The following is a 13,261-nucleotide window of genomic DNA, read 5'->3' on the forward strand; positions in this document are numbered from 1 at the left end:
AGCGCACCCGCACCCGCTCACGACGGCACCAGCGTAAACCCCGGCTGTAATGCTAGAAGGCCGAATCCATAACTTCACTGGCTGGCAGCTCCTACCGGAGGTGATGCTAGTAGCGAAGGCTGACCAAGACACAGCAGAGTTTAAGAAGATCCGTAGCTTTTCCGATCGATAGGTGAACACCTAGAACCGGACGGCTGCTGAGACCACCCGCATCCTGAACCGAGAGCTACTGCCCTATTGGGGAACATGGAGGGTTGCAGCGGTCCGCAAGCGGGATGTATGCGTTCCGTCTCGTTGATGATGTCTCACCTGACGGGACCATTACGCCAAACCTTGCTGATCTGCCTCAAGGATGAGCCGTGATCACCTTCATCTGCACCACCTGCGGAACCTCCTATCCTCCCTCGGATACACCTCCCGCTCGTTGCCCGATCTGCGAGGATGAGCGCCAATATGTGCCAGCCTCCGGCCAGAGTTGGACGACGCCCCACCAATTGCAGACCCACCACACGAACGCATGGCGGCAGCACGAGAAGGGTCTTTTCAGTCTCCACACCACGCCCGCTTTCGCGATCGATCAGCGGGCCTTCCTCCTTCAGACGGCGGCGGGGAACATCCTGTGGGATTGCATCGCCCTGATCGACGACGCAACGGTGGAACTGGTGGGCGCTCTGGGAGGCCTGAGCGCCATCGCCATCTCGCATCCCCACTACTATACCCGGATGCAGGATTGGAGCCGCGCCTTCGGCGGTCCTCCGATCTATCTGCATGCCGCCGACCAGCAGTACATCATGCGGCCTACCCCGGAGATCCACCTGTGGGAAGGAGACACCTTGGAGATTGCATCCGGCGTTACCCTCATCCGGCTCGGCGGCCATTTTGCAGGTGGTACGGTGCTGCACTGGGCTTGCACGGAAGATGGAGCAGGGGCGCTCTTGTCCGGCGATATCGTCCAAGTGGCCAGCGATGTGCGCCGTGTCTCCTTCCTGTGGAGTTATCCCAACATGATGCCCCTCCCCGCTCGGGCGGTGCTGCGGATCGGAGAGGCTCTCACGCCCTGGTCATTTGACCGAATCTACGGTGCGTTCTTGAGCAAAGAGGTCCCACGTGACGCTAAGCAGGTCGTGGCGGGGTCCGTCAGGCGCTATGTTGAGCTTCTAAACGGCTGACGGTGTCTCGTCCTTGCTGGACCCTCCTGCCGCATATGCTGCTCAAGGACGGCCTCGCGCCATCACCGACGTTCACGTGAGGCGTTTCGATTGTGGGGTCGCCTGGAGGGCACGCGCGAGGTGGCCCAACTCAACCGCCTTCTCGCAGCAGGGCACATTGGCATTCCTGAGAGGCAAGTAGCGACCCGACGCACGGCGCCAACTTCCCAGGCAGGCTCGCGCGGGCACTGGAGTTCGCCGATCACCTATGTCAGTCGCGACTGGCGCAACTGCCCATTGATATCAGCGGACGCGCCAGCCCGGCCCCCCAACGCGCATCGACAACCGTGACCAAACGAGAGTGCGTGGAAAGCTGCTACCCGGTCGCTCCCCTCCGAGGGTGCTCGCTACTTCTTCTTTGCACCGCCGATTTCTCGGTCCCATCGGTCGAACATTGCGACCAAGGGCTTTGCATCAAGCGGTGGTTCAACGGGGTTGTTGGCGATCAAATCCTGATATTCCGGTCGCCCAAACCTCTTGATCGTATCCTGACTTTCCTTTGGAGCCATTTCGAGTGGCACATTGTGGATCGCGGGTCCCGGATACATGTAACCGTGATCGTACATGAAGGCCTGCTGTTCGGGCTTCAGCAAGTATGCGATCAGCTCGACGAGCACATCCACCTTTTCTGGAGGTACGCCTTTCGGGATGGCCATGTAATTGGCGTCGACGACCCAGTGGAAGCCCTTGAGGGTAGCAACCTTAAAGTCCTCTGGGACAATGCCGAGGTATCTCGGGTTAATATCCCAGCCGGTCGTTGTTGCAATAATGTCCCGTGACCCCTCTCCGAGTTCCTTCATTGTCGCTGTGGTACCGCCAGGGTAATAGTCGATACAACTATCCAGCTCACGCAGATAGGCCCATGTCTTGTCCCAGCCGTTTATGGGATCCTGGGGATCTTTATCGCCCAGCAGGTAGGGAAGGCCCATCACAAATGTCCGACCTGGTCCCGAGTTGGACGGTCGGGCATACATGAACTTACCCGGGTGCTTCTTGCACCAAGCGAGGAGCCCTTCCGCGGTGTCGGGAAGATCTTTGACCCGATCAGGAGCGTATTCCAGCAACGGGCCCGACGGATAATAGTCGATCACAAAAGCCTGGCCACGTGCCATTTTTTGCATTGCGTACGCGCCTGGGAGGTAGAGCTTTTCCAGGTCCGGCAGCCTGTCCTTGTACTTTGGCAGGATTTCAAGCCAGACCTGATCCATTCCTGCGGCCAGAGCATCGTTTCCCGTTAGAACAAAATCGATGTCGACGCGTCCGGCGTCTTGTTGCGCTTTTAACTTACCGGCTAGTTCCGGAGCGGTCGCTTTCGTGAATACAAACTTGGAGACGAGATCCGGGTGTGCCTTCCGAAAACTCTCAATAGCCGGCTGGCTGATCTGCAGGTCACCCGCAACGTCAATGACACTGATCGTGAAAGGCTCCTTGGGCTTTGATGCTGGCTGCGCCAGACTGCCCACGGAGGAGAGCGTCACAGCGACTAGGCCGACGATCAGGCAATTCCACTTTTCGCGAGCTACTTTCATATCCCTCTAGCTCCTTCTCCTCGCGCTTTCCCAACGGTCCAACGGAACCATCACATGGATTCATCCGCTCCCCAGGCAGCTGAAGAAAGCTGACTGGCAGAGTCCTCATCCAGAAACATGTGACACGCCGGATGCCGCTGGAGAATCGAGGCCGGGCACATATTGGAGACAGGTCCCTCAACGGCGCATCGAACGGCTTCCGCTTTCCTCGCATCCTGGACGGACAGAACAATCAGCTTGCTGCGTATCATCTGCCGTACACTCATGGAGACAGCCGTGTCAGGCACCGCCTCGAGCGTCGGGAACCACCCCTCTCCGAATTGTTGCTGGCGACAGCGCTCATCGAGTTTGACGATGATGTAAGGAGCATCGGTCTCGAAATCTGCCGGTGGATCATTGAACGCGAGGTGGCCGTTCTCTCCGATTCCAGCAAACATCACATCGACCGAGTTTGCCGCGATAAGCCGGTTCATGCGTTCGACTTCCGCGTGCAGGTCGGAAGCATCGCCCTCAATGAAGTGGAATGCACCTAGGTTCGGGAGTTTTGACGTGAAAAGTTCCCGCAGGTATCGGCGGAAGCTTGCCGGGTGAGTATCGGGCATCCCGATGTACTCGTCCAAGTGAAATCCTGTCACTTTCGACCAGTCGATACCTGGCTGCTGGACCAAGGCCTCCAGCATCTCGAACTGACTTGCGCCTGTCGCAACGACGATCGTCGCATGGCTGCTGCCCTGAATGGCGGCGCGAAGCGCTTCTGCACCAACCAGCGCGGCCGAGTCTCCGAGCACCTTCTTGCTTGGGCACAGGTGAAAGTTCATGGCGTGTCGGTCCGATTGGATCAGTTGGACGTGAACCGCGCAAACTCTAGCAGTACCGGACACTCTCGTCGGCAGCAACTGTCTCATGGGACCACTGTCCAGCCTAGGAGCTCTGCTGGTGCCCCCGGTGCCCCTCAAATGCAGAGTTTCTGGGAAGCGGCAGAATAGCAGGCAGAGGCTAAGTGCTTGAAAAACATGGCGCGCCCGAAAGGGTTCGAATCTCTGGCCCCCAGATTCGTAGTCTGATTCGGATTGTAATACTTTGAAGTTCGTAGAAAGCTGACCTGACAAAGCTCACATTTTGGGATGCCGTTCGCCAGCCTAGCTGCATTGGTCTCTGAGTTATTGATGTCATGACTCACTTCAGTGATCCGATATGTAGCCAGCTCTATGATCCGAAGATCCGGAAATTTCGCTGGTTCCTTGCTTGAGTCTTCCATGATCCGGCAGCACGGGCGCTGAGAGGAGGCCCGTGCAATGCCCGACACCGCTCGCCAGGCCACGACAGTCCAGCCCAATCCGCAGTCGCCCCATTACATCCCTCAATCAGGGCTGTCGTCACCGCCCCGGCGAGGGCATGAGGCAAGCCCTCCCCCTCCCCGCATCCCGAGCCGGACGGCCATCGCTCGCGATCTGACTCGGCCTGACTCGCTTTCTCCCGATCCGACTCGCCCCGACTCGGTGGCTCGCGGCTCCGCAGGCGATCGCACGGCGGGAACGATGCCGGCTCGGAGTAACGTGGGTCATGCCCAAATCACGACGGGGACCTCGTCAGACAACGGAAACCGAACTGCCGGTACCGAGCGGCAGTACCGGACCACTTTCACGCAGCTCGTGAGGCGTTACTTGCGTGATCACGATCTGCAGGAGATCTCGTGCTACGAGGATTTCGGAACCTGGTGGGTCGCCACGATCATGCAGGACCTCCGCCCAGCGAGCCGGCGCTTCTACCGCCGAGCCGTTGAGGTCGGACTGCAGGATCGCGCGGATGCTGCTCGATCTCCCATGGAGATGGTCGACATCACCCGAGCGATCACGATCGTCCGGAAAGCTCCCCGAGCATCTGCCCAGGCCACACCCGCGCCTGCGACGTCATCCCACAAACTGAAACAGCTGACCGAGGACGTGCTGGAACAGCTCGGGCGAGACCTCGCGTGCCGCCGCGGGCGCTATGACGAAGCCCTCATTGCCTATCTGGATGCTGGCATCGCCACCGGCCTGAGGCCTGGCGAATGGCTCAGGGCGCGGCTGGTGCATCAGCCGGGGCGCGTCGTTCTCGTCGTGCGCAATGGAAAAGCTACCTATTATCGTGCCCACGGCGCCTATCGGCGGCTGATCTGGACAGATCCCGCGTGCCGCCAAGTCCGGGCCGTCGCGCGATGGCTCGGTATCCTCAGGCAGGCTTGCGCCGACAGTGGGCCTAAAGGCCGCTTCTAGACTTTCATCGGTGCGCTGGCGGATCGGCTCCGCACTGTTGCGCGCAAGCTTTGGCCCCGCCGACGTCGGCAGCCGACGCTCTACTCGACCCGGCACACCTTCGCTGCCACGGCAAAGCAAAGCCTCGACCGGACTGAGATCGCGGCCCTGATGGGGCACGCCTCGGATGCCACCGTATCCTCGCATTATGTGTGAAAGTCTGGATTTGATCTGTCAGACAGTGTCGGATGAAGTGGCGTCTGATGGGGCGTGTAGCTCGTCAGCTCGGCACCACATTGCAGCATGATGGCCCTGGGCTTGGGTCGGGCGAGAGCGGTCAAGCCCCAGAGCCGCCCAGCGGTGCGCCGCAGGCGCAGGGCTTGACGGCGCGAACGAACCCGAAGCCACCATCGCTTCGAGCGGAATGCGACTTGCTCTGACGTTGTCCGTCAAATCAAGTCCAGGATTCTACAGATGATCGCCTCTTCCGGGACCGACAGCACCGTGGACTTGGTGTCCTTGGGACCGGTCGGCAGGTCTGCCACCGAGCTGCGTTTCTTCCACTTGGCGACGGTTTTCGGGCTGATGCCGGAGTGCTTCGCCAGAGACCTCAGGCTCGCTTGACTATGGTGGATCACCCGACGGACTGCCTCTGTCGTTGTGGCGCTGCCATGGAGAACCTAGCCTACTGTGCATCCCTCCAGTCAGGCGATAAGAATGCACCATCAAACCCTGGGATCAGACATCGGCGCCGAAGAAGGTGCCGCCGTGGAAGGTTACGCCGCGGCGCGGCTTGATGGTCCAGGTGTTCGCGTAATTTCTCGATCGCCTTTGCCAATTCCATCTGCGGCGTCAGCGTCTCGTCCAAACGGGCAGCCCGTTATAGATGCTGTGGACCCGCAGATAGTCGATGTTGAAGATCGCCCTCGCCGGATCGAGCCTGTCGGCGATGCTGCTGGCATACGTCGCGACGCGCAGGCGCCCGCCCTTCCTCTGCATTGCCGCCTGCGCCTGCGTTGCACCGGCAACGACACCCGCGCTGAGAGCCACGGCTATGCCAAATTGCGACGAGTAGGTTCAAGATGTCGCGGCGGCTCGCTCCCTGCCGCAGCACCGTATCGAGCTTCAGCCAGTCGGCAATGCTCAGATTCTCGTATCCGAAGGACGAATACGACATTCTGTCTTCTGTCCTTTTGCTTGTCGTTGAACCGGCCGCTCAGAGTTTTGAGCAGAGCCGATAGGCTTCGTAGATGGACGAATAGATGTCCCGGCTCGACACTGCATCGCCGATGCGGTGTAGGAGGAAACTGCCCGGCTCGGGAGCGGCGGCTTCCTCACCGCCCACCATGAAGGCGATGTCAGTTATGCCGTCATTGGCGGAGAGATGCCGCAGTTCGTGATAGATGTCGGCAGCAGGCACCGTGCCATGCTCGACGACGATTTGGCTGGCCTCGAGCCGGCTTTCCGCGCCGGTCAGCTCGTTGCGAAACGTAGCCTGCAAGGTGTTGCCCCGCCGCTCGACCTTCTCCAACCTGACGTCGACGACCGAGCGGATGCCCAACTTGGCAAAGCGCTTCCTGAAACCCGACTTGTCGATGTAGGACATTTCGATGGCAAGGGCATCGTCGGGCGTCGCAATGCAAACCGATTTGCCCAGCTGAGCAAGATGCAGCGCGCAGGATGCCGCGGCTTGGCGGCCGGTCCCATCGTAGACAAGCACGTCGTTCTTGCCCGGTACCGTGCCGGTCAGCACATCCCAAACGTTGTCGCAAAGCTCCGCGCCTTCCAACCAATCGGTGTCCGGGATGCCTCCAGTGGCCACGATCACCAGGTCGGGCATCTCCCCGCGAACGGTTTCGGCCTCCGCATAGCAATTCGTTCGAACATCGACACCAAGCCGCTCGAGTTCGCTAGCGCGCCAATCGACAATTCCGATAAGGTCCCGACGCTCGGCAGCCGCCGTCGCGACGAGCACTTGCCCGCCCAGCTTGGCTGCAGCTTCGAAAAGGACGACCGAATGCCCGCGCTCGGCGCACACGCGCGCGGCTTCGAGCCCAGCCGGCCCGCCACCGATCACGACCGCCTTCAGGCTTCGCGAAGCGCGTTCTACACCATGGCTCAGCATGGTTTCGCGACCGCTTGATGCATTGTGAATGCAATTGACCTTCTTGTAGAGGCAGTAGGAGGCTCCGACACAGGGTCTGATCCGCTCCTCCTCGCCACGCATGATCTTGTTGACGATATGCGGATCGGCAATATGGGCACGCGTCATGCCGATCAGATCGACGACGCCCTCGCGGATCGTATGGCGGGCCGTCGCAACATCGCGGATGCCGCCGGCATGGATCAACGGTAGTTTCGTCTCGCGGCGAAACTGCATCACCTTGCCGAGATACGGCGCGCTCCGCTGGAACATTCCGGGCATGTTGTCTTCGGCCAAGGCAAGGTCGGTATCCATGCGGCCGTAGATGCAGTTGAAGTAGTCGATATGTCCTTCGCGCTCGAAGATGCGGGCGAGCCGCAGGCAATCTTCGAAATCCGAACCATCGGTGACACCTTCGTCGATCACGAAGCGGATGCCGACGACAGCATCGTCCCCGACACGTTTGCGGATCGCTTCATGAACCAGGAGCCCGAAGCGGGCCCGATTCTCGGGCGTGCCGCCAAAGCCGTCCGTGCGCTTGTTCGTGCGCGGAGACAGAAACTGGCCGATGAGATGGCCGCCGGTCACGGTTTCGACGCCGTCCAGCCCACCTTGCACGCAGCGCAGGGCGGCATCGGCGTAGTCTCGAACGATACGCGCGATGTCCGCATCGTCCATCTCCTTAGGGAAATTGCGGTTGCGCGCCTCCCTGACGCGCGAAGGCGCGAGCACCGGAAGCCAGTTCCAGCCATAGGAGGTCGCACGCCGGCCGAGATGGGAGACCTGGCACATCACGGCAGCGCCGTGGCCGTGGATCCGCTCGGAAAGCACCGCCAGATGGGGAATGATACGGTCGCTGGATAGATCGAGCTGCCCGCCGCCCCAGCTGGAGTCAGGTGAGGTCATCGCCGAGCCGCCGATCATCGTCATCGCGAGGCCGCCACGCGCCTTTTCCTCGTGATACCGCTGATAGCGCTCCAGCGGCAGGCCGCCCTCGTCCAGCATCGAGGCGTGGCTGGTGCTGACGATGCGGTTGCGAAACCGGACATTCTTGATTGCGAACGGCTCAAGCAAAGGGTCGCGTGGTGCAACCGACGGACGATCTGCCATGACGACCGCTGCGCTCACCGAATGACCCTCCCCGTGCCGAACCTGATGCAGATGCTGGCGTCTCTTGCAGGCGGACGCCGGAGCAAGCTCGAAATCGCCATGTGACTGCCGCATCAGCCTGAACAGTGGAGAAGGTTTTGGAATATGGATAGATTGAAAAAATCTAGGAGATGCATACGCTGAGCGTATGGCTCCTCTGTCCCACCTCGTTCCCTCCGCGCGGGGACTTCTCATCTTCGAGGCTGCGGCGCGTACCGGCAGCTTCACGGCCGCGGCCGCAGAATTCAATGTCACCCAGCCTTCCGTTAGCCGCAGCATTGCCGAGCTGGAGGCTGCTATCGGGGCGAAACTGTTCGAGCGCCGCGCTCGCGGGCTTGATTTGACCGCCGACGGCAGTGATCTCTATTGCGTGGTCAGCGATGCAGTCGGGCGCATCGCGGAAACCGTTCAAGCTATTCAGCATCGGCAGAATGCGGCGAGGCCCATCGTCACGCTTTCCGTATCGAGTTCGTTCGTCGCCCATTGGCTGCTGCGGCGCCTTGGCGAATTCAATGCCGCATTTCCGCAAATCGATATCCGCTTCGACCTGGTTCCAGGGATTTTGCGCGGAATTCCGGACAACGTAGATCTAGCTACACGTATCATTGCCGATGATGATCAAAACTATCATCGTTGGTTCTTTGCACCGGAGATTGTTTTTCCTGTCTGCAGCCCTGCTTATCTTAGCGCACGAGGCAAACTGGATCACAAGGGAGACGGATCGGGACACGTATTCTTATGGCTCACGGATCATGCCATGTACAAATGGGCCAAAGAATGGGGGAATGTCGCCAATCGCAGCACGTCCAAGGGCGTTTGGCACGAGTTCACGGATTATGCCGTCATCCTTCAAGCCGCCTTGAACGGAGAAGGAATTGCGCTCGGCTGGCTCAGCGTCGTGTCGAGTACCTTGCTTAAAGGAACATTGGTTCCCGCTTCGGACCTGATCATCCGTACGGGTCAGCATCACAGTCTGATTGCACCCCGATCAAAGCCTCTCAACCCGATCGTTGCAGAGGTGGCTCTCTGGCTCCAGGCACGGATCGCACAGGAACTCAATGCACTCGACCCAATGATCGGCATGGGACGGCGCTTCGACGACGGTCATTCATCCAAACCGAATACTGGCTCCGTTTGAGCCGAACTCAGCGTCGCGCCACGATACGAGACGCGGCGCGTTTCTGCGGTCGCAAGGAAGCCGCTTCGTTTCGCCGGGAGGAGCCACCATTCCACCCCGACCATTCCGGATCCGTGCTTTCACCGGTCCGGCTTCGCCGACATGCGCTCGGACTGGCTGGCGGCTACGAACAACTCCGTCAGCCGAGCGCCTGACTGGCCAGCGCGATTCGGCGTGGCCCTTCCGGATTCACGGGCTTGAAAGGCGCACGCTTCAATCCCATCGATGTCACTGTGTCGTGGATCTGCATGCCGCTGGCAACGAGGAAGTTCGTGAAAGCGATGTTGCTCGCCGGCGTGTCTGCGCGCAGGAAGCTCCCGGCATGGGCCTCGACATGTGGAAGCGAAACGGCGATCGCATCATCTTCCGTCGCAGCGACGACAGGGCCAATCACATGCCCTCGCCCGAATCTGCGACACAGTGCAAAGGCGACAATCTGATCGTTGCGGACGAGCGCATGGCCTTTCGACTCGGGAGCGAGCCGACGAAAAACGGCAGATCGGTCGTAGCCGTTCGCGGCGTGATCGAGCCTGACGAGGCTCTCATAGTCGTCAAAACGGACGGGCCGGACGAGACCTTCCACTTTGCAGGAAGGACGATTGCCCGGGGCGATCTGGCCCTGGCATTGCAGAATTTTCTGCTCGTAGCCATAACCCATGGAGCGGTATAGCCGCCGCGCCGCGCGTGTGGCCGTGAGGCCGAAGGCGGCCGCCCCGTTCAACTCATGCGCCCTTTCCATGAGCCAGCGCCCCGCCCCCTGCTCCTGCAGGCGCGGCAAGGTGATGAGCATGCAGATCATGGCGAAATCCGCTCCATAGCGGAGCCACATCACGGTGCCGACGACACGCTCGATTTCGTCGACTGCTGCGACGCCCCCCCCCAGATCCAGGAGCGTCTGCCAGTCACCTTCGCGATGGGACCACCCCACCGAGACGGAAAGCGCATGCAATTGTTCGGCGCCGACGTCCCGGATGTCACGCAGCGTGAGCTCGAATGTGTCGAGACGCAGTCGAGCGATCGTCTCCAAATCGTGGCCTCCAGTGTCCCCGCAGCTTTGCCCGGCCGGCGATATCGGTCGGGCGCCCATTGGCTTTAAAGCAATCCGGCAACAGGAAGCACCGTACTTTAGCAGCAATTCGGCAGGGACCACCGTGAGGTGGCGTGGAACCGCAGCGATGGCGGCCCTGAACGCCTTATCCTGCCGGGAACACAGCCAGTGCCGGAGCCGCCTGTGACGCCGGAAGAGATCCTGATGGAGTTGATCCGCTTCCCCTCCGTCGTGGGGCAGCCGAACACGGCTATCACGAGCTGGATCGCGCAGTATCTCGAGAGCCTCGGCGTCGAGGCGCGGATCCTTGCCGGCCCCGAGGGTGACCGTGCGAACCTCTTCGCCACGATCGGTCCGCGCGGCGTGTCCGGCCTCGTCCTGTCGGGGCACATGGATGTTGTGCCGGCGGAGGAGCCGCAATGGAGCGCCGATCCGTTCCGGCTGCGCGCGGAGGGCGACAGGCTGTTCGGCCGCGGCACGAGCGACATGAAGGGCTTCCTCGCGGCGGTGCTCGCGCTCGTCCCCACTCTCGTGGCCTTGAAGCCCACCCGGCCCGTCCATCTCGCCTTCTCTTATGACGAGGAAGCGGGCTGCCGGGGTGTGCCCCATCTCATCGCGCAGCTTCCGGCACTCTGCGCTCCTCCGGCCGCCGCCGTCATCGGGGAGCCGAGTGGCCTCAAGCCTATCCTCGCCCACAAGGGCAAAGCGGCCGCGCGCGTCGCGATCCAAGGGCGCGCCGGCCATTCGTCGCGCCCTGACCTCGGCCTCAACGCGATCCATGCCATGGGGACGGTGATCGCAGCCGCCGAAGAGGCCGCCGCGCGCCTGCAGGACGGTCCGCTCGATTCCGTGTTTGCCCCACCGTATTCCACCATCCAGATCGGGACGATCAGGGGCGGTGAAGCTCTGAACATCATCCCGGACCTCTGCCGCATCGAAATCGAAGCCCGTGCGATCGCTGCCATCTCACCCGGGGCGCTCCTCGAACCGGTCCGCGAGGCTGTCGCAGGCCTCCGTACGCACGGCTTCCACACGAGCTGGCAGCCAATCGCCGCCTATCCGGCGCTGTCCCTCCCGGCCGGGGCGCCGATCGCCCGATTGCTGTCGCAGATCTCCGGCACCCCGCCCCTGCCGGCCGTGAGCTATGGAACGGAAGCCGGCCTCTACCAGGCGGCCGGCATCGACGCGATCATATGTGGCCCGGGCGACATCGCGCGAGCCCACAAGCCCGACGAATACATCACGCGCGGCGAGCTTGCGGCCTGTGTCGATCTGCTCGAACGGCTTTGCACGGAATTTGCGCAGCAAACGCCCTGAGGCCATCGATCTCGCGGAGAACGACTTGACCTTCCTCTTCAACTCAACCGACGAGCGCGCGCGGGTGTTCGCGGCGCGTTTCGCCGAAGAACTGCCCGACATCCGGTTCATCCGGAGTAGCGACCGCTATGACCCCGCCGAGATCCGCTATCTGATCACCTGGACAGCGCCGGACGATCTCGGCCGCTTCTCCAATCTCGAAATCCTGTTCTCCATCGGGGCCGGCATCGACCAGATGAAGACGGAAGGGTTGCCGGCACATGTCCTCGTCGTCCGCATGATCGAGGAAGGCATTACCCGGATGATGCAGGAATACGTTACGCTCGGCGTGCTCGCCCTGCATCGGCAATGGCCGCTCTATATCGCCCAGCAGAAGGGCGCATGCTGGCAGCCGCACGACCTCGTATCCGCCACCGACCGCCGCGTCGGCGTGCTGGGTCTCGGAATGATGGGGTCCGCCGTCATCGAGTGCGTGAAGCCCTTCGGTTTCCCGACCTCCGGCTGGAGCCGGTCGCCGCGATCGATCGACGGGATTCGCTGCCTCCACGGGGCGGCAGGCCTATCCACCCTGCTCGCCGAAACCGACATCTTGATTTGCCTGCTGCCACTCACACCGGAGACGGTCGGCATCCTCGACGCAGACCTCTTTGCGAAACTTCCAGCCGGGGCCGGTCTCGTGCATGTCGGCCGCGGCCAGCATCTCGACCATGCCGCCCTGCTCGACGCGCTCGACAGCGGTCATCTCTCCGGCGCTGTCCTTGATGTCACCGAACCGGAGCCGCTTCCCACCGGCCATCCGTTCTGGGGGCATCCCAAGGTGATCCTGACGCCGCACATCGCGAGCAAAGTCGAGGCCGAACCGGCAGCAAAAGCCGTCATCGACAATATCCGCCGACACCGATCCGGCTTGCGGCCGATCGGTGTCGTAGACCGCAGCCGCGGATACTGACCCCTTCTCGAGCCCTCGGAATGAAAGGCTTCCTGCACGTCCCTTCTCGTCAAGCTCGACCTCGCCCCGAAGAGCGAGCCCAAGCATTCCAAAGCGTCCGCGGATCGTCTGATCTCCAGCGATCCGTCGTTCAAGACTTGGGCGCAGGAAGAATCCCGCAACGGCACTGTTCACGCAGGTGTCTGGGAAGCGACACCGGGCGAGACCCGCTCGATCGAGGGCGAAGCGATGGATTTCTGCTACATCCTCTCGGGCGTCGTGGGGCTGACTGAGGAAGGCCAGCCCCCTCGGACGTTCCGCGCCGGCGACAGCTTCGTGATGAAGCCCGGCTATATCGGTGTCTGGAAGACGATCGAGTCCGTTCGGAAGATCTACGTCGTCGTCGGCTGAACCTGCGCCGAAGATTCAGCCGTGGCAGGCAGGGCAAACGGGATTTCCCATCGGCACAGGCGTGCTCACAGGCGCAAACTGCGGGCGGAGCCGATCTAGGCTAGCACGACCAACGTC

The 13,261-nt window shown here is 61.5% G+C and carries 10 protein-coding genes and 2 pseudogenes; 6 read left to right on the top strand and 6 right to left on the bottom strand.

The window, feature by feature from the left end; translation table 11 throughout:
• Positions 1-359 precede the first annotated feature (359 nt).
• On the top strand, positions 360-1,169 hold the full coding sequence (locus BN1233_RS12390) for an MBL fold metallo-hydrolase (RefSeq protein ID WP_046863797.1): 810 nt from the start codon (positions 360-362) through the stop codon (positions 1,167-1,169).
• Between the two features lie 386 nt (positions 1,170-1,555).
• Here BN1233_RS12390 and BN1233_RS12395 read toward each other — a convergent pair whose 3' ends face one another.
• Together BN1233_RS12395 and BN1233_RS12400 are read right to left on the bottom strand one after the other, a co-directional pair.
• Positions 1,556-2,737, bottom strand: coding sequence for an extracellular solute-binding protein (locus BN1233_RS12395; protein WP_046863798.1), 1,182 nt, complete (start codon positions 2,735-2,737; stop codon positions 1,556-1,558).
• Positions 2,738-2,787: 50 nt separating this feature from the next.
• Positions 2,788-3,555 (bottom strand): glucosamine-6-phosphate deaminase, encoded by a 768-nt coding sequence (locus BN1233_RS12400; RefSeq protein WP_046863799.1) that lies wholly within the window; start codon positions 3,553-3,555, stop codon positions 2,788-2,790.
• An 846-nt stretch (positions 3,556-4,401) separates the two neighbouring features.
• Here BN1233_RS12400 and BN1233_RS12405 point away from each other — a divergent pair.
• The gene (locus BN1233_RS12405; RefSeq protein WP_046863800.1) at positions 4,402-4,992 is read left to right on the top strand and encodes a hypothetical protein; all 591 of its coding nucleotides are present in this window, start codon (positions 4,402-4,404) and stop codon (positions 4,990-4,992) included.
• A gap of 452 nt (positions 4,993-5,444) precedes the next feature.
• Here BN1233_RS12405 and BN1233_RS44645 read toward each other — a convergent pair.
• From BN1233_RS44645 to BN1233_RS12415, 3 genes and pseudogenes are all read right to left on the bottom strand, one after another.
• Positions 5,445-5,609, bottom strand: a pseudogene (locus BN1233_RS44645) (IS481 family transposase); the annotation flags it as partial.
• Between the two features lie 214 nt (positions 5,610-5,823).
• A complete protein-coding gene (locus tag BN1233_RS12410) occupies positions 5,824-6,021 on the bottom strand; it encodes a hypothetical protein (RefSeq protein WP_046863801.1) in 198 nt (65 codons plus the stop codon).
• A gap of 166 nt (positions 6,022-6,187) precedes the next feature.
• A complete protein-coding gene (locus BN1233_RS12415) occupies positions 6,188-8,224 on the bottom strand; it encodes an oxidoreductase (RefSeq protein ID WP_046863973.1) in 2,037 nt (678 codons plus the stop codon).
• 187 nt (positions 8,225-8,411) lie between these two features.
• Between BN1233_RS12415 and BN1233_RS12420 the strand changes: the two genes are divergently transcribed.
• A complete protein-coding gene (locus BN1233_RS12420; protein WP_046863802.1) occupies positions 8,412-9,401 on the top strand; it encodes a LysR substrate-binding domain-containing protein in 990 nt (329 codons plus the stop codon).
• Between the two features lie 178 nt (positions 9,402-9,579).
• Here BN1233_RS12420 and BN1233_RS12425 read toward each other — a convergent pair whose 3' ends face one another.
• Positions 9,580-10,467, bottom strand: a complete 888-nt coding sequence (locus BN1233_RS12425; RefSeq protein WP_046863803.1) for a GNAT family N-acetyltransferase — start codon at positions 10,465-10,467, stop codon at positions 9,580-9,582.
• 204 nt (positions 10,468-10,671) lie between these two features.
• On the opposite strand from BN1233_RS12425, the gene argE reads away from it, so the two are divergent.
• The 3 genes and pseudogenes from argE to BN1233_RS12440 form a co-directional block, all read left to right on the top strand.
• Entirely contained in the window at positions 10,672-11,805 is a 1,134-nt protein-coding gene (argE, locus tag BN1233_RS12430; RefSeq protein ID WP_147707173.1) for an acetylornithine deacetylase, read from the top strand.
• Positions 11,806-11,830: 25 nt separating this feature from the next.
• A complete protein-coding gene (locus BN1233_RS12435) occupies positions 11,831-12,754 on the top strand; it encodes a 2-hydroxyacid dehydrogenase (RefSeq protein ID WP_046863975.1) in 924 nt (307 codons plus the stop codon).
• A 39-nt stretch (positions 12,755-12,793) separates the two neighbouring features.
• Positions 12,794-13,144: pseudogene (locus tag BN1233_RS12440) on the top strand (cupin domain-containing protein); the annotation flags it as partial.
• Positions 13,145-13,261: the final 117 nt, after the last annotated feature.

The organism is Microvirga massiliensis (assembly GCF_001006805.1).
In the GTDB taxonomy this organism is placed as follows: domain Bacteria; phylum Pseudomonadota; class Alphaproteobacteria; order Rhizobiales; family Beijerinckiaceae; genus Microvirga; species Microvirga massiliensis.

What these genes read in the sequence shown, in the direction of transcription:
- BN1233_RS12395 (WP_046863798.1), bottom strand. Translation starts at nt 2,737, where the DNA reads ATGAAAGTAGCTCGCGAAAAGTGGAATTGCCTGATCGTCGGCCTAGTC.
- BN1233_RS12400 (WP_046863799.1), bottom strand. Translation starts at nt 3,555, where the DNA reads ATGAACTTTCACCTGTGCCCAAGCAAGAAGGTGCTCGGAGACTCGGCC.
- BN1233_RS12415 (WP_046863973.1), bottom strand. Translation starts at nt 8,224, where the DNA reads ATGGCAGATCGTCCGTCGGTTGCACCACGCGACCCTTTGCTTGAGCCG.
- BN1233_RS12420 (WP_046863802.1), top strand. Translation starts at nt 8,412, where the DNA reads ATGGCTCCTCTGTCCCACCTCGTTCCCTCCGCGCGGGGACTTCTCATC.